General features: G+C 39.3%; 17 protein-coding genes. 13 read left to right on the top strand and 4 right to left on the bottom strand.

The features are described from left to right. Window positions 1–84: 84 nt before the first annotated feature. From ACRX5O_RS12260 to ACRX5O_RS12220, 9 genes are all read left to right on the top strand, one after another. Complete coding sequence (locus ACRX5O_RS12260; protein ID WP_433906216.1) at window positions 85–1,962, top strand: sensor histidine kinase; 1,878 nt, start codon at window positions 85–87, stop codon at window positions 1,960–1,962. Continuing rightward, window positions 1,955–3,466, top strand: coding sequence for a response regulator transcription factor (locus ACRX5O_RS12255; protein ID WP_433906215.1), 1,512 nt, complete (start codon window positions 1,955–1,957; stop codon window positions 3,464–3,466). The genes ACRX5O_RS12260 and ACRX5O_RS12255 overlap by 8 nt, the downstream gene beginning before the upstream one ends. A gap of 205 nt (window positions 3,467–3,671) precedes the next feature. Further along, window positions 3,672–4,496, top strand: coding sequence for a glycoside hydrolase family 16 protein (locus ACRX5O_RS12250; RefSeq protein ID WP_433906214.1), 825 nt, complete (start codon window positions 3,672–3,674; stop codon window positions 4,494–4,496). Between the two features lie 18 nt (window positions 4,497–4,514). After that, complete coding sequence (locus ACRX5O_RS12245) at window positions 4,515–5,849, top strand: GH1 family beta-glucosidase (protein ID WP_433906213.1); 1,335 nt, start codon at window positions 4,515–4,517, stop codon at window positions 5,847–5,849. A 24-nt stretch (window positions 5,850–5,873) separates the two neighbouring features. Further along, a complete protein-coding gene (locus ACRX5O_RS12240; RefSeq protein WP_433906212.1) occupies window positions 5,874–9,065 on the top strand; it encodes a cellobiose phosphorylase in 3,192 nt (1,063 codons plus the stop codon). Between the two features lie 20 nt (window positions 9,066–9,085). Next, window positions 9,086–10,423, top strand: coding sequence for a glycoside hydrolase family 30 protein (locus tag ACRX5O_RS12235; RefSeq protein ID WP_433906211.1), 1,338 nt, complete (start codon window positions 9,086–9,088; stop codon window positions 10,421–10,423). Window positions 10,424–10,711: 288 nt separating this feature from the next. Then, complete coding sequence (locus ACRX5O_RS12230) at window positions 10,712–13,654, top strand: carbohydrate binding domain-containing protein (RefSeq protein ID WP_433906210.1); 2,943 nt, start codon at window positions 10,712–10,714, stop codon at window positions 13,652–13,654. 460 nt (window positions 13,655–14,114) lie between these two features. After that, entirely contained in the window at window positions 14,115–15,839 is a 1,725-nt protein-coding gene (locus tag ACRX5O_RS12225; protein ID WP_433906209.1) for a methyl-accepting chemotaxis protein, read from the top strand. 361 nt (window positions 15,840–16,200) lie between these two features. Continuing rightward, the gene (locus tag ACRX5O_RS12220) at window positions 16,201–16,371 is read left to right on the top strand and encodes a hypothetical protein (RefSeq protein WP_433906208.1); all 171 of its coding nucleotides are present in this window, start codon (window positions 16,201–16,203) and stop codon (window positions 16,369–16,371) included. Window positions 16,372–16,599: 228 nt separating this feature from the next. Here ACRX5O_RS12220 and ACRX5O_RS12215 read toward each other — a convergent pair whose 3' ends face one another. The 4 genes from ACRX5O_RS12215 to dcuS form a co-directional block, all read right to left on the bottom strand. Then, entirely contained in the window at window positions 16,600–16,812 is a 213-nt protein-coding gene (locus ACRX5O_RS12215; protein WP_251521977.1) for an alpha/beta-type small acid-soluble spore protein, read from the bottom strand. 581 nt (window positions 16,813–17,393) lie between these two features. After that, window positions 17,394–18,590, bottom strand: coding sequence for an NAD(P)-dependent malic enzyme (locus ACRX5O_RS12210; RefSeq protein WP_433906207.1), 1,197 nt, complete (start codon window positions 18,588–18,590; stop codon window positions 17,394–17,396). 121 nt (window positions 18,591–18,711) lie between these two features. Next, the gene (locus tag ACRX5O_RS12205; protein ID WP_433906206.1) at window positions 18,712–19,425 is read right to left on the bottom strand and encodes a response regulator; all 714 of its coding nucleotides are present in this window, start codon (window positions 19,423–19,425) and stop codon (window positions 18,712–18,714) included. Continuing rightward, window positions 19,422–21,029, bottom strand: a complete 1,608-nt coding sequence (gene dcuS, locus ACRX5O_RS12200) for a DcuS/MalK family sensor histidine kinase (protein WP_433906205.1) — start codon at window positions 21,027–21,029, stop codon at window positions 19,422–19,424. The genes ACRX5O_RS12205 and dcuS overlap by 4 nt, the downstream gene beginning before the upstream one ends. A 252-nt stretch (window positions 21,030–21,281) precedes the next feature. Between dcuS and ACRX5O_RS12195 the strand changes: the two genes are divergently transcribed. The 4 genes from ACRX5O_RS12195 (at window position 21,282) to ACRX5O_RS12180 (ending at window position 26,507) form a co-directional block, all read left to right on the top strand. Then, window positions 21,282–22,544, top strand: a complete 1,263-nt coding sequence (locus ACRX5O_RS12195) for a dicarboxylate/amino acid:cation symporter (protein WP_433906204.1) — start codon at window positions 21,282–21,284, stop codon at window positions 22,542–22,544. 919 nt (window positions 22,545–23,463) lie between these two features. Then, window positions 23,464–24,126: a DNA-binding response regulator gene (locus tag ACRX5O_RS12190; protein WP_433906203.1), complete on the top strand. Its 663-nt coding sequence runs from the start codon at window positions 23,464–23,466 to the stop codon at window positions 24,124–24,126. 578 nt (window positions 24,127–24,704) lie between these two features. Beyond that, window positions 24,705–24,980 (top strand): inner spore coat protein YmaG, encoded by a 276-nt coding sequence (locus tag ACRX5O_RS12185; RefSeq protein ID WP_433906202.1) that lies wholly within the window; start codon window positions 24,705–24,707, stop codon window positions 24,978–24,980. A gap of 216 nt (window positions 24,981–25,196) precedes the next feature. Further along, window positions 25,197–26,507 carry an MFS transporter gene (locus tag ACRX5O_RS12180; RefSeq protein ID WP_433906201.1) on the top strand — a complete coding sequence of 437 codons (1,311 nt, stop codon included), beginning with the start codon at window positions 25,197–25,199 and terminating at the stop codon, window positions 26,505–26,507. Window positions 26,508–26,549 lie beyond the last annotated feature (42 nt).

The raw sequence follows: 26,549 nt of genomic DNA, 5'->3' as shown, positions 1-26,549 counted from the left end.
AGGTTCTTGAGAGCGGGAAACCTCATGTAAAATGTGTTTCATTTATATTCGTAATCGCAACAATCAAACCATAGGTAAAAATAGATGGAAGTGAGCAACGTGTTTATTTTACGATTGTCTAAAGTGCTAGCTCATTGGTTAGGGCGCCTTTCCTTGCAGCAAAAATTGATAGCTTTATATATCACCATTATCATTATTCCAATCATCATTTTTACTACAATATATTCAAAGGATGTATATAACAGGGCCATAAATGAAATCAGGATCCAAAATGAAAATGCGTTGGAAATTGAAAAAATTCATATCAAAAACAACATTGAAACGATGAGGCGTACAGCGCAAATGGTCGTTTCTGATGTGGAGTTCATTGATTTCGTTAAATCGAGGAATGAAGCAAATGTTGACCAGCTGATCGATTTTAAAATGAATGAGTTATCAAATGTAACAAGACTGCAGGCGAATAATCCTGCTATTGAAAACATTCGCCTTTATACGACCAATCCATATATTACCGAGATGTGGCCGATTCTATTTCATGAGAAGAGAATCCTGGACAAGCCATGGAGAGTAGAGGTAATCCGTAGAAATGGAATGGAACTGTGGTGGTTCGATCAACAGAATGAAGATGTTCTTGAAAGACTACCCTCACAGAATACATCTAAAATTTCTCTATTAAGGGAGCTTGATTACCCAAAGGATGAACACTTGGGAATCATTGAAATCAATATGTTCCTGAAAAACTTCTTCCCAAAGATGTTTGGAACGGTGAATAATTTGGATTCTGTCTATGTCGTGCTCGATAAGGATATGAACATGATCAGAAATTACCAGCATACCTTCTTTGAAGATGAAGAACTTGATCCAGAAGGGCTTAAAAGTGAATTTATTAAGGCTAAAAAACAAGGTAAGGGAAGTTTTCAAGTTATGAGCAATGGTACCCCTTATCTTGTCATTACTGCTTATTTAGATGACCTAGAGGCTAATTTACTAAATGTAATATCGCTGGAGAGCCTAAACGCTGAAACTGCGAAGACAAGGAATGTATTCTTGAGCGGCATTATCGTTCTAGTGATTATTCTATCTTTATTCACATACCTGCTTATTGAGCTGCTTCTAAAAAAAATGTATAGGCTTAAAAACTCAATGAAACGTGTAGAAAAAGGAGATTTCAGCACTGAAGTAGAAATCAGTGGTCATGATGAAATTGCAGAGCTAAGTTTTCATTTTAAAAATATGCTGGGAAAAATCAATAGCTTGATCGCAGATGCAGTGAACAAGCAGGCTGCTGCAAAAGAAACAGAGCTAAAGGCTCTTAAAACACAAATAGACTCACATTTCCTATATAACACACTTGAAAATATTAAAATGATGGCAGAAATTGAGGGTAAGTATGATATCTCAGACGCTATTACGTGTTTAGGTGAAATGATGCGCTATAACCTCAGGTGGAAAAACGATTTTGTTGTCCTTGAAGACGAGCTTCAATATATAAAAAATTATATTGAAATTATGAATTTACGTCTGGATGGACTGCTAAATTTGGAAGTTGATGTGCCTAAAGAAATGCTGGAGCAGGAAGTTTTGAAAATGTCACTGCAACCCATTGTGGAGAATGCAGTTAAACACGGAATCATACCCAAAAATCTTTCAAGTCAAGGCATTATTTGTATTAGGGCGGAGTATTCGGCTGGGACGGCCATCATTAATATTACCGATAACGGTTCAGGGATGACTCTAGAACAATGTGACCGACTGAATGACCAAATCCAATCAAACCAGGAAAGAGTTCAATATTCATTTAAGGATGGAAATGGCATAGGCGTTAAAAATGTGAATGAGAGAATTAAACTATACTATGGAAATAGATATGGCGTTTCAGTCGCGAGTAAAGAAGGAGAGTTTACAGTCGTGACGATTAAGGTGCCTTGTAAATTAATGAAAGGAGGAAGTCACATTGTATAGAATCCTTATTGCCGATGATGAGAAAAATATCCGCCAAGGAATCCAGGCGATGATCAAAAGGGAGTATCCAACATACGAAACTTTTGTTGCGGCAGATGGCTTGGATGCTCTGGATTGTATTAATCAAGAACATCCTGATATCCTGATTACTGATATAAAAATGCCACATCTTAATGGAATTCAGTTAATCAAAGAGCTTCAAGAGATGGATAAAAAGCCCGCACTTGTTATTCTTAGTGGGTACGACGATTTTGCTTATGCAAAAGAAGCGATTAAGCAAAAGGTGAAAGATTATTTATTAAAGCCTGTTAACAGGAAAGAACTGTTTAAAACGTTGAATACGATTATTGAAGAATTGGAATCCAATAATAAAATGACTTATCAGCATATGGATGAGTACCGTACCAGCCAGCTGAATTATATATTGCTAAATCCCAATCTCGACAAAGAAGAAATCAAGTGTCTTTATCAAAAAATGCAAATGGAATCTTTCTCTGATGGATATTATGTTTCAATCATTGATTCAGGGGAAGTTATTAAGGGAGTGGATTTTCTTCACAGAATTAATGATCTACTCCCTTCAGAAAACCATGGGAATTACATTTCCTTTCTTGATAAAGATCATCGAACCGTCATGCTCACTTCGGACAGTCTGATTTTCTCTCGCCTAAAGGATCAGTTAGGGAGAGATAGGAATATTGCTTTTTCAATGGGTGTAAGTGAAAGGGCAGAAGATATGACCGAGATAAAGAGGATATATGGGCAAGCAGCTGAAGCTTTGAAGTACCGCTTTCTTTACCCTCGAAGCCACGTAATTTACTATGAGAAGGTGAAGGAAAAGGAAAAATTTGAAACTCTGCCTGTCGATCTAATCAACAAAATCTCCAATATGCTTGGGACAGACCGGGAAAAGGAGATTAAATCTCTTTTATTGACGGTGATGGATTTTGATTTAATCTCTAAGAGTGACATCAGTTACCTTGAAAACTTAAATAAAGAAATTAATGAAATTATCTTCAAAGGCTTTTTTGCAAGGTTAGGAGAAGAATCTCTTGAGACATTCAAGGTCTTGAATAAAATGGACGAGATATATAATTTTGATAATTTTCATGAGTATTTCCGCGCGCTTGAAGACTTACTAATGAGAATACATGAATATCATAAACAAATGAAATCCGTTTATTCTGAGCAAAAATATATGGACCGAGCTCTTGAATATATCGGAGAAAACTATCATAAAGATTTAAACCTTGCTGTGGTATCCAATTATATTTCACTGAACTATTCCTATTTCAGTCATATGTTTAAGGAATTTACAGGCAAGAATTTCGTTGATTATCTAAAAATGGTCAGGATTGAAGAGGCAAGTCGACTATTAAAAGAAAGTGATTTTAAAGTTTTTGAAGTGAGTGAGATGGTTGGCTATAAGAACCCGAAGCAATTTGCGAGAGTATTTAGGGAATTAGTAGGGATCTCACCAAAAGAATATAGGGAAATGAACTAATGGATGGGCTGATTAGGCTCATCCATTTTTTGTGAATTCATTTCCTAATTTTGGTGCAGTAGCAGAATATCCTTCCTACTTCTAAAATATTGAAACCCTATACAAAATTATCTGTCTCAAGATGTCAGGCAAGCAAAGGTAAAATAAGAGTTAGGGAATAGGTGTCTATCCTACAAAATTCTGCTCCAAGAAGGGAGAGGTTTAGATGAAACCAACCAATGAGATAGACCAAAAACTTACTCAAAACAAAGAAATGACTACGCTTTCAAAATTGCATGATTCACAACAGTGGAATTTAATTTGGGAAGATTCTTTTAAACTTCCGGAAATAGATGCAAGAAAATGGAATTTTGTTGAGGGTGGCTGGGGGTTCGGGAATGAAGAGTCCCAATATTACACTGCTCGCAAAAAAAACGCAAGAATAGAGAATGGAATGCTCATCCTTGAGGCAAGACAGGAAGCTTATGAAAAGATGGATTATACTTCTGCAAAGTTGACTACTAAGGGAAAAGCAGCATGGAAATACGGGCGCTTTTCGATTCGGGCCAAATTACCAGAAGGCCAAGGAATCTGGCCAGCAATCTGGATGATGCCTGAAGACAAGGAGCGTTATACCGGATGGCCTGCTTGCGGGGAAATCGACATTATGGAACAGATTGGCCATCAGCCTGGCACTGTTTATGGAACCCTTCATTATGGGCTGCCTCACACTTACACCGGTGATAATTATACATTGCCTGGAAACGCGAAGTTTTCGGATGATTTTCATGTCTTTACCTTGGACTGGGAACCAGGAGAGTTTAGGTGGTATGTAGATGGAGTCCTGTATGCCAGGCAGAACCAATGGTTCAGCAAACCAGAAGAAACGGGAGAGAATGTTCCTAGATATGCACCTTTTGACAGAGAGTTTTATTTGCAGTTCAACCTTGCTGTCGGCGGGAAATGGCCGGGATACCCCGACGAGACTACTACATTTCCTCAGCAGATGATGATTGATTATATAAAGGTTTATCAAAAACAGGACAATTAAATTTAAGGAGAACTTCACATGAATAAATTTTCTAAGGATTTTATTTTTGGAACGGCAACTTCTTCCTACCAAATTGAAGGTGCTTATCAGGAGGATGGAAGAGGTCTATCCATATGGGATGAATTTTCACGGATTCCTGGAAAAGTATTCAACATGGATACAGGGGATGTTGCTTGTGATCATTATCATTTATATGAAAAGGACATCGAGGTGCTCAAAACTCTTGGTGTAGATTCCTACCGGTTTTCAATTGCCTGGCCAAGGATTTTTCCTGAGCAGGGACAATATAATCAAGCCGGAATGTACTTTTACAAAAATTTAATCAAACGTTTGATTGAAAATGGAATAAAGCCTGCCGTTACGCTCTATCACTGGGATTTACCGATGTGGGCTCATGAACAGGGTGGATGGACAAATCGTGAATCTGTTAACTGGTTTATCGAATATGCGGAAAAATGCTTTGAAGAGCTGGATAGCCAAGTGGATTATTGGATCACCCATAATGAGCCTTGGTGTGCCGGTTTCCTCGGTTATCACCAGGGAATACATGCTCCGGGTCACACCAATATGGAAGAAGCTCTAAAAGCAGTACATCATATTCTTCTTTCCCACGGGGAGGCAGTGTCCTTGTTGAAAGAGAAATTTGCTTCCACAACACCGATTGGTATTACGCTAAATCTGTCACCTATGTACGCTGCGAGCAGTTCGGTAAATGATCGATTGGCTGCCAATAATGCTGATGGCTATTCTAACAGATGGTTTCTTGATCCTGTGTTAAAAGGTTCTTATCCAGTCGACATGATGAATTTGTTCTCCAAATATGTTCATTCTTATGAATTTATTCAAAACGGTGATTTGGAGAAGATTTCAATTGAGTGTGATTTCTTTGGAATTAATTTTTACAGCCGTGGTTTGGTTGAATTTAATGCAGCATCAGATTTTCTATATAGGTCTGCTTACTCTAACTACCCTAAGACAGGAATGGGCTGGGACATCTCACATGCAGAATTCAAGGACCTTATTCACCGCCTTCGAGCAGAGTATACGAAACTACCAATCTATATTACTGAAAATGGTGCAGCTTTTGATGATCAGGTGTCAGAGGACAACAGAGTCCGTGACCAAGACCGTGAGGAGTATGTTGAACAACACATTCGTGCTGTGGCCGAGCTGAATGAAGAAGGGATGAATATCGCTGGCTATTATCTATGGTCTCTTCTCGACAATTTTGAATGGGCATTTGGGTACGAAAAACGTTTTGGAATCACCTATGTTGACTTTGAAACGCAGGAGAGAATTTTAAAGGACAGCGGCTATCGTTATTCAGAAATTATCAAGAACCGATCAATCTAAATTCAAAGGACCGGAGTGAGTATGATGGAAAAATACCGAATTGACGAGAATCAATATTTTGTAATTGAACAATTTGACCAGGCTAAAACCTTTTCAAGCTTTCTGCCAGGGCTTGCCGGCCTATATGGAATTCCAATTTGGTCATTTTATGTAAACCGTGGGCAGGCAATGGTGAGCTTTGGTGTTCAGGATAAAAACCATGCGATTACAGAGTTCTTCCCAGCAAACCAAGCGTACCAGCGAGTTTCTATGAATGGATTTCGTACATTTGTAAAAATCGCAGGTGAAAAGGGAGCAACCATCCTTGAACCATTTTCAGCCCATGGCTCTACTAAAGGATGCACTAGAAATATGTATATAAAAGAGAATGAATTGAAGATTGAAGAAGTGAACCGTTCGATTGGGGTGAACACACTCGTTACGTATTTTACGCTTCCGAATGAAAACTTCGGTGCCTTGGTACGTAAAGTGGAAATCGAGAATATTACTGAAACAACTATGTCACTAGAGGTACTAGACGGACTTCCGGCTATTATACCTTTTGGAATTGATGATGCTGCCTACAAAGCAGTTGGAAATACGCTAAAAAGCTGGATGGACGTTTTTAACCTTGAGAACGGGATCCCCTATTACAGGGTCCGTTCGTCGACGAATGATTCGGCAGAAGTCGAAGAGGTTTCAAAAGGGCATTTTTATTTAAGCTTTACAGAAGATGGGGAATTGATTTTACCAATTGTTGATACCGATTTGATTTTTGGTTATAACAGCTCACTTTCCTATCCAAATGCATTTGAACAAAAATCAATCGAGGATTTAAAGAATGCAAAACCTGTAACATCTAATAGGGTACCATGTGGATTTTCTGGTTTAGGTAAGGTGCTTGCATCTAATGAGAAAATAACATTCTATACGCTAGTTGGTCATGTGAAGGACATCGGAATAATTAATGACAAAGCTGCTGAAGTTATGGCAAATGGTTATATGAAACAAAAGTATAGCGAAAGCCAGAGTCTGGTCTCGGAAATTACTGAAGATGCGATGACTAAATCGGGTTCGCCCTTATTTGATGCTTATGTGAAACAGAGTTACCTTGACAATGTCCTGCGCGGAGGCTATCCAATTTTACTGGAGACTGAGAACACACCATTTGTATATTATGTGTTTTCCAGAAAACACGGGGACCTTGAAAGAGACTATAACTTTTTCTCTCTTGCTCCTGAATTTTTCTCCCAGGGAAATGGGAATTTCCGAGATGTGAATCAAAATCGTCGGAATGATGTATTTTTTCATCCGGAAACGGGCGTTTATAATATCAAGTTGTTTATGAGCCTAATCCAGGCCGATGGATATAACCCTCTTGTGGTAAAGGGAGCAAGCTTTGAGATTGCTAATCAGACAGAATGGACCTGGCTCGAGGAGATTGTTAGCGATGCAACAGATGTCAATTTTATTAAGAAAAAGCTTGAGGGAACATTTACACCTGGAGATTTGCTCCAGACCATCTCAGACAGAGGCATCCAACTACAATTATCACTTCCTGATTTTCTTAAAAAGATTCTTTCAAAGAGCAGCCAAAACATTGAGGCGGAGTTCGGAGAAGGCTATTGGATGGATCATTGGACGTATAATTTGGATTTGATTGAAAATTACCTGAAGGTTTTCCCAGAAAAAAGAAAGCAGCTACTTTTTGAAGAACATGACTACAAATATTTCTACAGCCCTGTATTTGTTCATCCTCGTTCGGAAAAATATGTCCTTACTGATGGGAAGGTCCGTCAGTATGATGCGATTTTGGAAGGAGAACACCAGCAAGGTTCAAACTGGATGATGAGATCAAACGGTGAATTCTACACAGCAAACTTATACAGCAAACTATTCAATCTTGCTCTGATCAAATTTTCTACTCTGGATCCATACGGAATGGGCGTGGAGATGGAAGCGAACAAACCAGGTTGGAATGATTCAATGAACGGACTTCCAGGTTTATTCGGTTCAGCGATGAGTGAAACACTTGAGCTGAAACGCCTTCTTGAGTTTGTTAATGCTTCTGGACAGGAAGTGGAAGGGGATATTTTACTACCGATTGAAGTATGCGAATTACTCGATTCCATCAATGACAGCCTAACACAATATAGAGAGGGTCAATTGAATGATTTCGCCTATTGGGATCAGGTAACAAGTGCCCGTGAACAGTATCGTGAAGAAGTTAGAAAGGGCTTTAAAGGTCAGGAAGTGAGCCTATCTAACCAAGCACTTGCTGGTTATGCCAACCTTATGCTGGAGAAAACGAAAGTAGGAATTGATCGAGCAACAAAAATGGGCAATGGACTTATTCCTACCTATTTCTGTTTCGAAGCAGTGACATGGAAGAAGATCACCGACGAAGGCGGCAAAGAGAAAACAAATAATAAAAAGGGACTTCCGCTTGTAAAGGTTGAATCTTTCGATGTTTCTATGCTTCCACACTTCCTAGAAGGTCCTGCGAGAGAAATGAAGAGTACAGACTCCCGATCAGCTAAGTCAATTTATGAGCATGTAAGGAATTCAGAGATATTCGACACGAACTTGAAAATGTATAAAACATCCGCTTCATTAGAGGAACAGAGTTTTGAAATTGGACGAGCCAGAGCCTTCACGCCGGGCTGGCTAGAGCGGGAATCCATCTTCATGCATATGGAATTTAAATATCTCCTTAGTGTTCTGAAGTCTGGTTTATATGAAGAGTTTTTTGATGATCTGACAAATGTGCTTCCACCATTCATGGATCCAGAAGTATACGGAAGAAGTATTCTTGAAAATTCATCCTTTATTGCTAGCAGTGTAAATCCGGACCAAAGCCTTCACGGTCAGGGTTTTGTCGCAAGGCTTAGTGGCACGACCGCGGAATTTTTAAGCATCTGGCAATTAATGATGGTTGGGAAAGAATTCTTCACAGTGCAAGATTCTGAATTGACACTAAAGTTACAGCCTATTTTGCCAACATGGCTATTTGATAAAAATGGAAGGGTACACTTTAAGTTATTAGGACATACCGACATAACCTACCACAATCCTTCTGGAAAAAACACATTTGGACCTGATGGAGTGAGGGCTGTTAAATATATCCTTCATATGGATGGCAGCAAGGTGGAAATTGCAGGAGAAAGAATTCAAGAAACATATGCAACGGATATAAGAGGCGGAAAAATAGAAAGAATGGACGTTTATCTAGATTAATAGAGATGGGGTGCAGATGGATGGAAATCAAGATGATTCAAACTGCAAAGAATACTGGAGAGCGTTTCACTGACAAAGGAAACCTAACGTGTACGGCTGAAACAGATGAGCAAGCAATCATGCTTAAGCTTGATCCTGAACAGACGTTTCAACGCTTTATGGGATTTGGAGGAGCCTTCACAGAAGCAGCAGCCTATACGCTTGCACAAATTCCCGAAGCAGACCGGGCAAGGGTGATCGATAGCTATTTTAACCCTGAAACAGGACTAAACTATAGCTTGGGCAGAACCCATATCCATAGCTGTGATTTTGCATTAGAGAATTACACGTATGTGGAAGAAAATGATACGGAGCTTAAAAGCTTTTCCATTGAGCGTGAAAGAAAGTATGTACTACCGCTCATTAAAGATGCTGTGAAAACAAGGGGAGAGGAATTGACGATTCTATCTTCTCCTTGGAGTCCTCCTGCGTGGATGAAAACGAATAATGAAATGAATAACGGTGGGAAGCTGAAGCCAGAATTCTACCACACTTGGGCTTTGTACTATACAAAATATATCAAAGCCATGGAGCAGGAAGGGATTCCAATCTGGGGTATTACTGTACAGAATGAACCTGAAGCGACTCAAGTCTGGGATTCCTGCAGGTATACAGCTGAAGAAGAAAGGGATTTTGTCAAAAACCATTTGGGTCCAGTTATGGAGCAGGAGGGGCTTCAGGACAAGAAGCTTATCATCTGGGATCATAATCGTGATGTTGCATATGAACGGGCAAAGATCATTTTGTCAGACTCTGATGCTTCCAAATATATTTGGGGCACTGGTCTTCATTGGTATGTTTCTGAGGAGTTTGAGAATTTAAGCAAAATTCATGATGATTTTCCTGATAAGCATTTAATTTTCACTGAGGGATGTATCGAAGGTGGAGTTAAGCTTGGAGCCTGGCATACAGGAGAACGCTATGCGCGGAACATCATGGGAGATATCAACAATTGGCTTGAAGGCTGGATTGACTGGAATATCGTCCTAAATGAACAGGGGGGCCCAAACCATGTAGGCAACTATTGTGATGCCCCGATTATTGTGGATACAAAGACGGGAGAGATTCACTATAATAGCTCCTATTACTATATTGGTCATTTCAGTAAATACATCAAACCGAATGCGACAAGAATTGCGCATGATCTTCATCACGAAACGTTGAAGGCAGTTTCCTTCCAGAACGAAGATGGCTCTATTGTTGTAGTCGTGATGAATGAGGAAGACAAGTCAGAAACAATCACAATATCACTTGAAGGGAAGGTTACAACGGCTGTACTACCAGAGCACTCTATTACTACTTATATTATAAAAAGCTAAGCTACTTTAAGGCGAAAGAGTATGAAGTGGAAATCAGTAGGCAATTTACACGGATAAAAACGAGAAACTAAAAATGGACTGCCTCCTTGTTAAAACAAAAAGCAACTGAATGATGTTCTATTAAGGAGGTGGTGTTTTTTTAGACTCTTTTGGAAACTTTCTTGTACATATAGTCTTCAAGAGTTTGCAAGTAGTTTCCGAAATTCTATCGGGAGAAAAGCTTATCTAAATAGTAGAGTCATGGTTACAGCAATTTTAAAAATCTTCTATTAGTAGGGAGGAATTGGATTGAAAAGAACACTTGCGATTTTACTAAGTGCAATGATGATTCTGCCTGGCACAAGTTTCGCTGGAACGAATGTCAAACAAGGAAATGGAAAAGCAATCTCAAATCAGGTTGTAAAACAGAACAAATCAGATTGGTCCCTTGTTTGGTCAGATGAATTCAGCGGTACAGATATTGATAGGACCAAATGGACTTTTGATATCGGGAACTGGATAACCGATCAAAACGGAAATGGTATCACTCCCGGATGGGGAAACAACGAGAAAGAATATTATACGGACTCAAATGAAAACGCTTTTATTAATGATGGCAAGCTTGTCATCAAAGCTAAAAAAGAGCAGGTTACAGACAAGTTTGGAACATATGATTATACTTCGGCTAAGCTCAAAACAAAAGGTCTATTTAGTAAGAAGTATGGTAGGTACGAAATAAAAGCAAAATTTCCTGTAGGAAAGGGATTATGGCCTGCCATTTGGATGCTTCCTGAAGAAGATAAATATGGTAGCTGGGCAGCCTCAGGGGAGATTGACATTGTCGAGGGATGGGGAAGCAGACCGTATAACGTTGCAGGTACAATTCATTATGGAGAAGGCTGGCCAAATAACAAGTACACCGGCAAAGAATATGAATTTCCTAAAAATAGAGGAATCGACAGCTGGCATACATATGCTCTAGAGTGGGAGCCGGGAGAGCTACGATGGTATGTGGATGGAGAACTCTATCAAACTCAGAATAAATGGTATTCAAAAGGGAAGGACAATGCAGCAAATTATTCCTATCCTGCTCCTTTTGATCAAGAATTCTATTTAATTATGAATCTAGCAGTTGGCGGTTGGTTTGATGGTGATCCAGATGAAACAACCCAATTCCCTAAACAAATGGAAATTGACTATGTTAGAGTGTATGACTTGAAGAAAAGAGACTACCGTGAGCCGGTAGAGCCGGTTTCAGGACCAGTTGTTTTGCCAGCAGATGCGAAGCAACCTTTGGAAGATGGCAATTTAATTTATGATCAAAATTATGAAGAAACGATTACAGAAGTCGATCAGTCAGGAGTGGAGCTTAATCCATTGTATTGGAACTTTGTCCATTTACCTGAGTTTGGTGGAGATGGAAGTCTTACTGTGGAAGAAATCAACGGTAAGAATTTTGCTCGAACGAATATTGTGAATCCTGGTTCACAGCTTTATTCTTTACAGATGATTCAGAACATCTCGCTTGTCAATGGAGGAAAATATAAAGTAAGCTTCGACGCCAAGTCTTCAGATGCTAGGAATATCATGGTCAAAGCTGGTGCTGGCCCTTCACGTGGTTGGGTGAAATATTCGAATGAAGAGTCGTTTAAGCTTACTAGTGATCTACAATCCTATGAATTTACCTTTGATATGCTGAACGAAACTGATATTGCAGCAAGGCTTGAATTCAATCTTGGTGGCAACGGAACCAACCCCGTCTGGATTGGTAATGTAAGAGTGGAAGATATTACAGGGGCTCCAGTAGATAACGATGCACCGAAGAAACCACTCCCAGATGGAAATCATGTTTATAATGGTACGTTTGATCAGGGGGGCATGGATCGGTTGATGTTCTGGAATTTTTCAAAAATCGATGCCTTAGCAGCAGCATCTGTTTCAGAAGAAACTCGAGAACTGCATGTATCGATTGAAGATGGAGGTAGCAATCCAGAAGCTGTCCAGCTTAACCAGAAAGGAATGTATTTGGTTAAGGGAAATGATTATAAAGCTACATTTAAAGCAAGGGCAGATGAACCAAGAACCATTCAAGTGGCTCTTTTAGATAAGGACGGCACGGTAAATTATTCTGGAGTGAAAAAGATTGAACTTACTTCCGCAATGGAAGAGAAAACATTTTCGTTCACAATGCCAGAAGAAGTATCTGATTCAGAAGCTCAAATCGTCTTTAACTATGGTGGTGGAAATGGAGATGTCTACATGGATCAGGTGGTCTTGCTCAAAACCTCCAACACACCAGATTATGGAAACGTTGACTTGTACCCATTAAAAAATGGCGATTTTATCAGTGGACTGACTTCGTGGACGAATTATATACACTATGATGCCGAGGCTGCTATTGCTGTCGAAAATGGTGAAGCCAAAGTAAGTATTGGCAGTGAAGGAAATGAAGTATGGAGTGTCATTTTGGAACAGCCGAATGTAAGCCTTGCTAAAGGAGTCGTCTATGAGCTTTCGTTTGCTGCACGTTCTACCAAGGAAAGAGACGTTGAGGTCACAGTTGAAAATGCCCAGTACACAAGATTTTTTAGTGAGACATTGAAACTGACTGATCAAATGCAGCAATTCACATATGAATTCAATATGCCAATAGATGACATAGCTTCCTTCAAGATGCTTCTTGGTAAAAATGTTTTGTCACCAATGGGCAGCCATGATGTATTCATTGACAATGTGGTTTTAAAAGTGAAGGATGCACCGTCTCAGAAGGAGCCAGTTTCTACACCTGGAATTGATAATGGGACATTTTCAGCTGGAACGGATGAATGGAACTCGTGGTGGGGAGACCAGTGGAGCGGATATGGAGAAGGAACGATGTCTGCTGAAAATGGAGAACTGAAGATAGCGATTGACAAAATCGGTCAAGCAACCTATTCACCTCAAATCTATCAGAAGGGGCTACTTTTTGAACATGGAAGTAGCTATACAGTCGAGTTTCATGCTAGAGCAGATTTTCCAAGGAAAGTAAATGTTAATATTGGCAAGGAATTAAGTACAGAACCTTGGTTCATTAGCTATATGCCTACTCAAACATTGGATTTAACTACAGAGATGAAACGCTATTACTTTACCTTTGTTATGTCTGAAGAAACTTATGAAGACGGCAAGATTGTTTTTGAACTTGGCAATATTCTTGAGGGAAATGCCACTACGAATGTTACCCTCGATAATGTCAGTATTCAACAGAATTAAGTTTCCAAAAGGGGGGAGAAAAGCAACCATTTTCTATCTCTTTTTCATCAGATTCATAGCGAGCATTTATTTAAATGATTGTTGTTATGTTGGGGTCAGATAGATAAACCACACTCTTAAAATTTTCATTTGCTTTCCAGAAAGGATAGTAAACGATTTTCCCAATGCTGAAAGAGAAAAGGAAAACCTAAATACCGATACATCTAATTCGAATACTTATATATCAGTTTAATTAGTAGGAATCTTACCATAAAAGTTTCAAATAGGGCATTAATCCATTTAGGATTTTTGCCCCGTATTGTTATAAAGGCAGTTTTTTTAGAAAAAGGATTAAAAGCTATATTTCTAAGGTGAATTTCCTTTTTTGAATTATCGGCTTTGTCGAACAACAAAGAATTAGATTAATTTCCCTTTTTTTAGTATAATAGTCCTATTATTGGTATTTAAGAGGGAGACATCTATGAGCAAGAGTATAAAATTGAAAATGATCGTTATTTTCTCCAGTTTAATATTACTATCTGGAATCGTAACTAGCTATGTATCTTTTCAAACGTCCCAAAATGTCATTACTAGTTCATTAGGGGACCAAGCGTTATCGATTACTGAAAATGCTGTAAAAGTGATTGATTTGGATCAATATGAGGAAATCTCACTAGAGTCAGGAGAAACGGATTACTATTTTGAATTGAGAGAACGTCTAAACGAAATACGAGAAACCAATGGATTAGTCTATTTATATACGATGAGTAGGCAGGAAAAGGATGGCAAGTATGAATATATCTACATGGTCGATGGAATGCCACTTGATACAGATGATGCCTCAGCTATTGGTGATGTTGAGGATGGAGTTGATGACTACCCATTACTCGTTAAGGCTTTTGAAACGGGCGAGTCACAAGTTGGGGAGCTGACTTATTCGGAAGAGTACGGTGCCTTAGTTTCAGCCTACATACCGATAAAGTCTGATTCTGGAGAGTTAATGGGGATATTAGGTGCAGATTTAGATGCTAGTTTGGTGTATTCGTCTCTGCAGGCGAGCAAAATAAAGTTAATGTGGATGACAGTTGGAATAGTAGTATTGAGTATATTATTGATTTCCTTAGCCACAGTGTCACTCGTCAATCCATTAAAACATTTAGCCAAGAAGGTCGAATTAATTGGAAAAGGTGATTTAACTGTTACCATTGAATCCAATAGGAAAGATGAAATTGGAAGTTTAACAGATTCATTTAATCACATGCTTCAAGAATTAAAGAGGATGATTGGGGTAATCAATCAAAGCTCGGTAACAATGAGTGGAACAACGTCTCAATTATTAGTAAGTGCCAACGAAACAAAAGGGGCAAGTAATGAAATATCGGTAATCATGGAACAAATGGCTTCATCTGTGGAAATCCAATATAAGAGCCTGGATGAAAGTGCAAAAATCATAGAAGAAATGTCAGAGAGTATTAACGACGTTGCCGTAAATTCAGCAGTTGTAACTGAACTTTCTTCCAAGACACAGAGCGAAATAGAAGTGGGAAATCAAAAAGTGAATGCTTTAGTGGAACAAATGAATACGATTAGTCGTTCAGTCAATGAATCATCAACCTCAATTATGGCATTACTAGCCCATTCCAAGGATATTGAATCGATTGTAGAAATTATTCAAGGGATCGCCTCTCAAACGAATTTACTTGCATTAAATGCAGCGATTGAAGCAGCACGTGCGGGAGAAGCAGGTAAAGGGTTTGCAGTGGTCGCTGATGAAGTGCGTAAACTAGCCGAGCAATCCGAAAGTTCAACCGTTAATATACGAAACATTATTGAAAAAATTAATAGTGATACGAATGTAACAGCAGAGAAAATGAAGATTGTTTTAGACGATGTAAAAGAAGGAATCCATTCGGTAGGAGAAACGGGAATGGTTTTTAAAAACATTCTAGGAGCCATACAGGAAGTGAATGTAAAGATCCAAGAAGTGACAGCAACATCTGAAGAAATGTCTGCAGCAACGGAAGAAATCACAGCATCAGCTAAAGAGACAGCAAATATTGCTGAGCAAGCATCAACTGAAGTAAGGAAAACCGTAGATATTACATTAGAGCAAGAACGATTGGTGTCACATATGACGGAGTCTATTGAAGAGCTTGTTATAATGTCATCCACCATGAAGGAAATGACGGGAAAGTTTAAATTATAAGAGACGAACGTAAAAACTGTCCAAAAACCTTGTCGCAAAATATTTTCTACTCCCAAGTCCTTTAAGATAATGTTCTTAAAGGACTTTTTTGCAAAAAAGAGGTATCTATGAAAACAGTTTTACAAGCTTTTATGGCTTCAATCATTCTACATATCATATATATATTAAGTACCATAGGAATAGGTTATATAAAAACCATGTACTATAAACCGGACATGCAAGGGGAGGTATACTTGCTCCAAAACGAAGTGGCTTTTGGTACGGTGATTTCCCCATATGCTTATATAATTTCATTACTAGGAGTTTCTATTATTTGTGCAAGTATTATTTTTTTATATAAGAAAATAAAAAGGAGAGATCTATGAACTTCATCTCTAAACATTCAACCGTCATCTTGTTTTCAGTAATTGCTGTAATGATCGTCAAAAATGTTCTTCCTATTCCTCAATTTTTTAAAGAAGTGTTAAGTATCGTCTCGCTCTTAGTGGTCCTATTGGTAGTAATAATCAAGAAAGGATATAAGAGAACGTAGTTGTATGAATAGAGGCTGATCATATGTTAATGGCGTTTCTTCAGTGTTTTTTGTGCATTTATCTAAGTACTGTTCACCGCTTAAGAACCGTGTCGAATATTTCCAAGGAAATTACGACTTATTTCCTCAAGTATTTACAAGATACTGGGAAACGCAACAAAATAAATGGGAGAGGTAAGTTAGATTACCTCTCCCAAGACATAAAACTAAGGATAAATTATTACAAAATTAGCGGAAGCTGCCGCCCATTGATTGTTCGGCCATTCTCACTAGGCGTTTTGTGATTTCTCCACCTACTGATCCGTTTGCACGTGCAGATGTTTCAGGTCCTAAATTTACACCAAATTCACTAGCAATTTCGTACTTCATTTGTTCAAGAGCTTGTTCTGCCCCAGGTACTAATAATTGATTAGAGTTATTTCCACGGTTGTTTCTGTCCATTTCAATCTCTCCTTTTCGTTGGTGTAGCTATATATTTTGTACCTTTTAAAAAAATATACATTCATATGAAAATTTTTTATAAAAGAAAAAACACCCAGAAATGTAACAGGTTCCGTTTCTTATCACAAACATAAAAAATGTAAGTTAATATGATTGCCAATTTGTTTATTTGGTGGAAATAACATATACAATTTATCTTTCAAAAAAATATGAAAATAAGCGGAGGTTTTCCGGTTAAAATGCAGAGTAGAGCTCTGTTCAGGGTATATAAGCGGAGATTTTCCGATTAAGCAAAGTAAAATTACCCATTTTTCCGTTTTTTGAGCAAATAGCCGGAATCTCTCCGTCTAATTATGCTATTTTCATTGCTATTAGACAATTAAGAGGAATTTCTCCGCTTAATTATCAAACCCTGCTGAATCCTGGATCCATCAGTTCGCTCTTTTATGGTTGGGAAGGGAGCTTAGTTCAACAGGCAAGCAAAAATGGCTCAGTATTGTGAACTGAGCCATGCAGTACAAATGGGGCTACATTTTTGATTTTGCAACAGGTAACGGAATCTGTGACCCGAAAAGGGCGTTTTACGATACTGATATCGAATTTTTGCTTTTGTTCTGCTGAATAGCAGCGGCCGAAACGGCTTTGGCCACCATTTTTGCCACTCTCTCATCCAGTGCGCTCGGAATGACATAGTCGGCTTTTACATCTTTTTCTGAAACAGCCTCTGCAATCGCATAAGCAGCAGCCAATTTCATCTCTGTTGTTATATCCTTTGCTTTTGCATCCATGGCGCCTCGGAATATACCAGGGAAGGCAAGTAAATTATTTACTTGGTTCGGGTAATCGGATCGACCTGTTCCTACTACAGCTGCACCTGCAGCAAGGGCTTCTTCTGGGTATATCTCTGGGATCGGGTTTGCCATGGCAAACACAATGGGATCCTTCGCCATTGACTGAATATGTTCTGGCTTCATAGCGCCGGGGCCAGATACTCCAATAAACACATCTGCTCCATGAATCGCGTCAGCTAATGTTCCGCGAACTCTTTTTAGATTGGTCACTTCCGCCATCTCTTTTTGGGCCGAATTCATCCAACTTTCGCCTTTGCTGACTACACCTTCAAGGCTCACAAGGGTGATGTCTTGAAACCCTGCCTGCATCAGCAGCTTTGCAATCGCAATTCCGGCTGCTCCTGCACCGTTAATCACAATTTTAAGGGACCGGTGCTGTTTATTGACTACTTTTACCGCATTGATTAAAGCAGCAAGAACGACAATGGCTGTTCCGTGCTGATCATCATGAAAAACAGGGATATCAAGTTCTTGCTTTAATCGTTCTTCTATTTCGAAGCAACGAGGAGCGGAGATATCTTCAAGATTTACTCCTCCAAAACTAGGAGATAGTGCCTTAATGATTCCGACGATCTCATCCACATTTTTCGTATCTAGGCAAAGTGGAAAAGCATCCACATTGGCAAACTTTTTAAAAAGAAGAGCTTTTCCTTCCATAACAGGGAGGGCTGCCTTTGGTCCAATATCACCCAAGCCTAAAACGGCTGTTCCATCCGTCACGATGGCGACCATATGTCCTCTGGATGTTAATACATCGACTTGTTCAGGATTCTCTACAATTGCTTTACATACGTCTGCCACTCCAGGTGTGTATACGAGACTAAGTTGTTCCTCAGTAGTTACATCAATTTTGCTGACAATCTCAATTTTCCCTAAATGTTTTTTATGAAGTTTGATTGCTTCTTCTTTTAGATTGCTTTTTATCAATGACATCTACCCCTTTGGTAATCGCTTTCAATCTTTCTACATCGTAAAGAAAAAGACCAAGGTTTGATAGATTTTGTAACTATACAACTTTATTAAATTAAAAAAAGTGGAAATGCACTTTTTAAAGATACATGTCCACTTGGTTTAGTTTTTCTTCTTGTAGAGTATATAAATATACTGGTCTACCAATCCCGTAGGTTAATGATTCCTTTAATACACCTAGCTGGGTTAAGAACTTTAAATATTTCCTTACTGATACACGTGAGATATACGTACTTTCGGAAATATCATCAGTAGAGAACGGGTTTGTTCCTTTTGTTTTCATCACCTCTACTACAACTTGTAGAGTACTGCTTGTTAATCCTTTAGGCAAATCAATGATTGGCTCTTCGATTTGGGTTTGCTCTGTACTCAGGATTCGATCATCAAGCTCTTCTTGTTTAAGCACAGCATGATTCGCGAAGAACAGATATTTATCTTGAAACTTCAGCAGTGCTTGTTGAAATCGATCAAATTCAAATGGTTTGATTAAATAATCAACGGCACCGAACCTAAGAGCTGTTTGAATTTTATCTTTCTCACCAGCAGCTGTAATGAGGATCACATCTATTTCTAGATGATGTTCTCTTATATATTTTAACAAAAGTAGTCCGCTATCACCTGGCATATATACATCTAGTAAAATAAGCTCAACGGATTCCTTTTGCAGAAATCCAATCGCATCCTTTACGGTATGGACCATGCCTGAAAGATGAAATCCTTTCATATCTTGGAGATAACGTTTATTAATTTCAGCAACCATCGGGTCATCTTCAACAATTAGAACCTTAATCACGATACCACCTCTTTGCTTTTATAAGGTATTTTTATATAAACATTGGTTCCTAACATCCATTTCGAGTCGATATGGAGTTCCCCACCAAGAGTTTGGACGCTTTTTTCCACTAAGTGTAGTCCGTACCCTCTATTGTCTCCTTTTGTGGAGTAGCCTTTTTCAAAGATTCTTTTTTGCGTTTCTTCAGGTATTCCTGGTCCGGAGTCCATCACTTCTATGTCTAGCCACTCACCATCATAGGCAAAACTCACTTCAAGCGTTTTTTCTTCGCTCTCGGTCATTGCCTCGATCGCATTATCGATCACATTGCCGAGAATGGTAATCAGCTCATGTGTGGTTTTTTGATCGGCTGGTTCAGGAATGACGGCCCCAGTTTCTATCGTGAGATTGACGTTTTGTTCCCTGGCATAACTCGATTTTCCTAGTATAAATCCTCCAAGAGCAGGGTCCTTGAAATGTTCGGTGATGTTTCCAAACTCTTGGTTTCGATAATTGACCAAGGTACGAATAAAATCTGTGAGTTCTCTGTAAGACTTTAACTCGATCATTCCTCGAATCACATGAAGACGGTTCATAAATTCATGTGATTGGGCACGAAGCGCATCTGTATAGGCTCTGACTCCTGTTAATTGTTCGGCAAGCTGATTGACCTCGGTTTTATCACGGAAGGTGGAAATGGCTCCGACCACTTGTCCATTGACCAACAGTGGGACACGATTGACGAGAATCGAGACACCGTTAATGTTCTGTTCTTCATCTAGCTCAGGCTCACCTGTCTGTAAAACTCGATCCAATCCAGTAGAAGGCATATAATCATGAATGTTCATCCCAACTGGATTGGAATCTAGGCCAGCTTTTTGAAAAATTTGAAGAGCCGACTTGTTAACGAGTGTGATCGTCGATTGATGATCCACCGCAATAATTCCTTCATGAACGGATTGAAGCATTGTGCTTCTTTCCTCTGTGATCTTTGCTATGGCAAAGGGTTCAAGCCCAAGTAGTGTCCTTTTAATATATCTCGCTAGTAAAATAGCTCCGATTACACCGACAAATAGTCCAAAAAACGTAACGATCAATATGCTCCGATGGCTTCGTCCAAGTGCAGTCTCTACACTTTTTAACGAAATTCCGACTGCCACTACTCCGATTTGTTCGTTATTTTTATTGTAAATGGGCGTAAATGCACGTACTGATTCACCTAACGTACCCTTTGAGATGGACACATACTCTTTTCCTTTTAGAGCCTGCTTTTCATCTCCTCCCACAAAATGCTTTCCAATTTCGTCAGGGTTTGGATGTGTTCTCCGTATCCCCTTCATATCCATAACCACAACAAACAGCATTTCTGTGGCTGTTTGAATATCATTTGTATAGTCTTGAACGGAGTTGGAGTACGTCCTGTTTTCTAACGCGTCTATAACTATATGAGACTTTGAAACGGTCCTCGCGACGATCCTCGCTTTTTCCTCTGAATTGGCTTGAATGTTTTTACTAACTGAATGGCTTATTAGTAGGTCAGTGATCATCAGTGAAATGAGAACGACCAGACAGACAAGGAAAATGATCACCGTACTAAGTTTAAAACGAACATGCCGTATACGCACTACATAACCTCCAAACCAAAGGACAAGTTGTTTATTTTTCACTATAAAATGAAATCGCTTTAAAATAAAGAATTAGTTTTTGGAAGGGTGGAGTGTTCAGTTTAATAACCTCATTACTATGTTACTTACATTAATTACAAAAAGATTTTATAAGTTTTATTAACTATTCTTAGTTTTCACAAAATTGTAACATGTGGTTAACAAAGTAAATGTAATCGTTTTCAAAATAATTTTATTTTAGGAGGAGACCACATGAGAATTAATTTTAAAAGTCTTACCACTCAAGTAATACTAGGTATTATTTTGGGGATTACCGTCGGGTTTGTGTTTCCAGAGATAGGATCACAGTTAAAGGTGATTGCTGATATATTTATTAAGCTAGTAAAAATGGTCATCGCACCAATTATTTTCCTAACGATTGTCATCGGGATTGCAGGAATGGGAGATTTAAAGAAGGTTGGTAAAATTGGTGGGAAAGCCTTGCTATATTTTGAAATTGTCTCAACGATTGCTTTAGCAATTGGAATTATTGTTGCGAATGTGATCAAAGCGGGTAAGGGAATTGATGCGGAAGCAGGAAAGGGAGATATTTCTCAATATACAAAGGCGGCTGAAGAAACGAGTCACGGATTTATGGACTTTGTTGTTTCCATCATTCCAGATAGCTTTATCGGTGCATTTGCGAATGGTGAGCTGCTACCGGTTCTTTTATTGGCTTGTTTGTTTGGAATTTCTCTTGCTCATTTAGGAAAGAAGGGAAAACCGGTTATTGAGTTTTTTGAAAAGATCACAGAAGTGTTCTTCGGAATTGTAAATATCATTATGAAGGTTTCACCGTTCGCTGCTTTTGGTGCAATGGCGTATACGATTGGTGAATTCGGAATTGGCTCACTTGTTTATCTTGGAAAGCTAATGGGATCCGTTTATATCACCATGGCTCTGTTTATTGTTCTTGTTCTTGGTGGAATTGCCAAAATGTTCGGTTTCAGCATCTTTAAGTTTATTGCTTACATTAAAGAAGAAATTCTTCTTGTTATTGGGACTTCCTCTTCTGAAGCGGCTCTTCCTAAAATGATGGAAAAGCTTGAAAAGTATGGGTGCTCAAAGCCAGTAGTAGGACTTGTTCTTCCAACTGGGTATTCCTTTAATTTAGATGGAACATCCATTTACCTATCGATGGCTGCATTATTCATTGCTCAGGCCTATGGAGTAGACCTAAGCATCTGGCAACAGCTGACCCTTTTAGGGGTATTGATGCTCACGTCTAAAGGGGCCGCAGGTGTTACCGGTTCAGGCTTCGTCACGCTAGCCGCCACACTAGCCGTATTCCCTTCGATTCCAGTAGAAGGAATGGCTCTTATCCTTGGGGTAGACCGTTTCATGTCAGAAGCACGAGCTATCACAAATCTCATCGGTAACGGTGTAGCAACGGTTGTTATTTCGAAGACAGAAGGGGAGTTTAATCCCGTTCAAGAGGTTGAGGCTAAGGTGAATAAAAAAGAAATTACTGCGTAAGTATTGTGAGCTCACTCAATAAGGATTAAAGGGTTCGTTTTCGGGTGCTTTCTTAATTAACAGACACAAGAAAAGATGTATGGGATTTGTCATACGTCTTTTCTTTATTTATTAACGTTTCTACGAAATCCCATTAATTTTGACACAGCAATTGACATCATTATGAAGATGGACAATAGTTATTGAACAATTAATAAAGAGGGTCAAAACTTATCGGTTGGGGGTTTAGGTTAAGCACCCGAGCTGATAAATAGACGGAGAAATTCCGCTTAATTAGAAATTATTATTAAAAAAAGCTTATATAGACGGAGAGATTCCGCCTATTGGCTCGAAAACTTCAAAAATAGGAGATTTTGCTTTACATAAGCGGAAAACTTCCCCTTATTTACCCCAAAACGAGGCTCCATTCTGCATCTAACCGGAAATTCTCCGCTTATTTTGCTTTTGCCTGCTCACTCGATTAAGGATAAGACATTTTATTTAGAAGAAAGTGATTTTTATCTCCAAAAATCCAAGAGAACCTCATTTTGATGCATGCTGAATGCCTCTCCTTAAGGATGGAGATTAAAAATGATAAGAATGGTATTGTAGAAACATAAAAAAATGGATTGACAAATGTAAGAATTCTATTAATCTAAAAATAGTTCTATCCCCAAGTTATTCCCAAAATAGTCTTTATTCTTTGCTACTCCGCAAGTCTTTATTTGTCGTTTACAATTCTCCAATTCTAGCCACATTAAACCTCTTTTTCACTTGCATTAACAATCATTATTGTTAATAATCTATCCGAAGTTCAATTGAATACATAATGGGATGATTCATTCATAGCACAGATTATGAATGCTATTAAATGCCCATGTTGTGGATGTTCTACATCAGTATATAAAAAGATATGACCATTAGATAGGAGGAGGATACTATGGGATTTGAAGAAGAATACCAGGCCTTTTTGAATGCTCACTTGCAAGCAAGAACCGGTGAACGGTTGCGGCGCTTACAAGAAGGTCACAATCAGGCTGAAATGTTGTTTTTGAAGCAAGTGTGGTGGCCTTTATATCACCATTTCAAGTATCTTCATCCAGAATATGAAGTTGATGATTTCAAGGATGGCAAAAGGTATTTGGATTTTGCTTATATTCGTCCCGCCATCCGGATTTGCCTGGAAGTCGACGGGTATGGCCCTCACCTAAAGAGCATAAGCAGATGGCAATTTTCTGACAACCTGGAACGTCAAAACCAGCTGGTGATTGATGGATGGACTGTGATCCGCTTTTCCTATGACCAAGTGAAAGAGCAGCCCCGTCGATGCCAACAGATTGTTCAGCAAGTGATTGGCCGATGGCTGGGTGATGAACTAGACCAGACATCTCTTTCCTTTCTAGAAAAGGAAGTGCTTCGGCTAGCGATTCGAAAAGGAGAAGTCATATCCCCTAAAGAAGTTGAGAAGTATTTGAAGCTAAGTGACAAGACGGTAAAAAAAATACTTTCTCAACTGGTCGATAAAAAAATGCTGATTCCCGCATCAGGGACTATGAGGGTTCGCTCTTATCGGTTGGGAGATCAGGTTAAGCACCCTATCTGATAAATAGACGGAAAAATTTCGCTTAAGTAGTAAATAAAATAAAAAATAGTCCTAATAGACGGAGAAATTCCGCCTATTGGCTCGAAAAACGTAAAAATAGGTGGTTTTGCTTTGCATAGCCGGAAAATCTCCCCTTATATGCCTCGAAACGAGCTTCCATCTGTATCTAACCGGAAATTCTCCGCTTATTTTACTTTTGCTGGATTCCTCAATTAAGGAATAACTGGAAGTGAGATGAAAACCTTGCTCAACCAAGAGACCCCTTATTGATACGTAGAGGTGAACCGTAAAACAGTAAGTAAGGTTTTTGTAAATAAGGTTACTTTGTATTCCTAATAAGAACTTGCCAATTTACTATCGCGAATTTTACTTTTTTATATGCCAATACAACTGTCATTTCGGCACGTATTTTATGAAAAGCACTCCAAAAACGATCCCCTAAATTAGGATGAGTCAGCTTTACTGTTGTAGATTCACGTCTAACAAAATCTTCTTCATAAAGGCGTTCACCCATACCGAATAGGCTGGCGCCGCATATCCTTTTATTGTATTTAGATTACAATAGAGGAGGAATTACCTTGAATAATGAACATCAAATGCTAACAAATGATGTACGAATTCGTCCTGGATTTGGATTCGGTCGACCTGGTTTTGGATTCGGCAGACCAGGATTTGGATTTGGTAGACCCGGTTTCGGTCGTCCTGGATTTGGAGGTTTTGGTCTAGGCTTCTTAGGAGGTTTAGCTGCAGGTGCATTACTAACTCCAGGTTTCGGCTATGGATATGCGTACCCTTATTATTATCCGCCTTACCCATACCCTTATTATCCGCCTTATCCATATCCTTATTATTAATAAAGTAAAACGTCTTCGAGTAACGGCTGTTTCGTAAACAGCCGTTTGTTTATGTAAAAAATGAAATTCCTTTCCTAAAAATACATATTTTGTATGATATGGTAGTCTTATATAATAGTGAGATGATGTTGGAAATAAGATTTATTATCTTACCAATTCATACCCCCAGTAGTATAATAGAGAAATCAGTACAATGGGAGAAAGGGGATTAGGAATATGTCAACTAAAACTGAAAACCATCCATCCTGGGTGCAGCCATACATCGACTCCAAAGAAAAGCAACAAGCGTTATACAAGCGAACGCTTCTTATCGTTGTGTTGTCTCAAATTTTTGGAGGGGCAGGGCTTGCTTCGGGCATAACAGTTGGTGCGCTTCTTGCCAAGGATATGCTCGGGACGGATAGCTTCTCAGGTCTTCCAGTAGCGTTGCTGACATTAGGGTCTGCGGGTTCGGCATTGCTAGTTGGTCATCTTTCTGACCGATTCGGACGTCGATTTGGTTTAGCTGCCGGATTTTTAGCGGGAGGACTTGGAGCGATCGGAGTTGTGCTGGCGGCGATTACTAGCAACATTCTCCTCCTTTTTGCTTCTCTACTAATCTACGGAGCGGGAACGGCAACGAATTTACAGGCGCGCTATGCCGGTACAGATTTGGCCAATGCGAAACAACGAGCAACAGCTATTAGTATTGCGCTAGTATCCACGACATTTGGAGCGGTTGCGGGACCCAACTTGGTTGGTCCAATGGGAGAGTTTGCTGCCTCTATCGGGGTGCCGACACTAGCTGGTCCCTTCCTATTAGGTGCGGCGGCCTTCATCTTAGCAGGTCTCATGATTCTTATTTTCCTACGGCACGATCCTCTTATTGTAGCAAAGGCCATTGATAAGAAAGAGAGTCAAAACAATCACCTTAACAGCGAGACTGCCACAACAGCCATTAATAAAAAAGGGATCATTGCCGCTGCAACAATCATGGTGCTCACTCAAATAGTAATGGTAGCGATTATGACGATGACTCCCATTCATATGGGTCACCATGGCCATGGCTTACAAGAGGTAGGGATGGTTATTGGCTTTCATATCGGTGCCATGTACCTGCCATCTCTTCTAACGGGTATGCTTGTTGACAAGGTAGGACGGACGACTATGGCGATTGCAGCTGGTAGCATTTTACTTGCAGCAGGGGTTATGGCTGCGTTCGCTCCGACGGACAGCATGCTTGTACTAACGGTCGCTCTCATTCTTCTGGGACTCGGTTGGAATATTGGTTTGATTAGCGGTACGACGATTTTAGTGGATGCAACAAATCTATCCAATCGCGCGAAGACCCAAGGAACCATCGATGTTCTTGTCGCGTTATCAGGTGCATCAGGTGGGGTGCTTTCTGGGGTAGTGGTTGCGTATTCTAGCTACGCCGCACTTTCTATTGCGGGAGGAATTCTTTCATTATTGCTTATTCCAGTGGTGATGTGGTCGCTGAAGAAGCCAGTAGTGGAGGAACAGCTTAATCATAAGGTAGGAATTTAGTAAACAAGAAGAGATCTTCCATTGGGAGATCCTTTTTTTATG

It is taken from the genome of Robertmurraya mesotrionivorans, from assembly GCF_050971805.1.
Taxonomy (GTDB): Bacteria; Bacillota; Bacilli; order Bacillales; family Cytobacillaceae; genus Robertmurraya_A.
Note: the sequence above shows the minus strand (reverse complement) of the source record. Positions and strands in the feature narration are given on the sequence as shown.

Coding starts and splice junctions, on each gene's coding strand:
- ACRX5O_RS12260 (WP_433906216.1), top strand. CDS start 85: ATGGAAGTGAGCAACGTGTTTATTTTACGATTGTCTAAAGTGCTAGCT.
- ACRX5O_RS12250 (WP_433906214.1), top strand. CDS start 3,672: ATGAAACCAACCAATGAGATAGACCAAAAACTTACTCAAAACAAAGAA.
- ACRX5O_RS12245 (WP_433906213.1), top strand. CDS start 4,515: ATGAATAAATTTTCTAAGGATTTTATTTTTGGAACGGCAACTTCTTCC.
- ACRX5O_RS12240 (WP_433906212.1), top strand. CDS start 5,874: ATGGAAAAATACCGAATTGACGAGAATCAATATTTTGTAATTGAACAA.
- ACRX5O_RS12235 (WP_433906211.1), top strand. CDS start 9,086: ATGGAAATCAAGATGATTCAAACTGCAAAGAATACTGGAGAGCGTTTC.
- ACRX5O_RS12225 (WP_433906209.1), top strand. CDS start 14,115: ATGAGCAAGAGTATAAAATTGAAAATGATCGTTATTTTCTCCAGTTTA.
- ACRX5O_RS12220 (WP_433906208.1), top strand. CDS start 16,201: ATGAACTTCATCTCTAAACATTCAACCGTCATCTTGTTTTCAGTAATT.
- ACRX5O_RS12215 (WP_251521977.1), bottom strand. CDS start 16,812: ATGGACAGAAACAACCGTGGAAATAACTCTAATCAATTATTAGTACCT.
- ACRX5O_RS12195 (WP_433906204.1), top strand. CDS start 21,282: ATGAGAATTAATTTTAAAAGTCTTACCACTCAAGTAATACTAGGTATT.
- ACRX5O_RS12190 (WP_433906203.1), top strand. CDS start 23,464: ATGGGATTTGAAGAAGAATACCAGGCCTTTTTGAATGCTCACTTGCAA.
- ACRX5O_RS12180 (WP_433906201.1), top strand. CDS start 25,197: ATGTCAACTAAAACTGAAAACCATCCATCCTGGGTGCAGCCATACATC.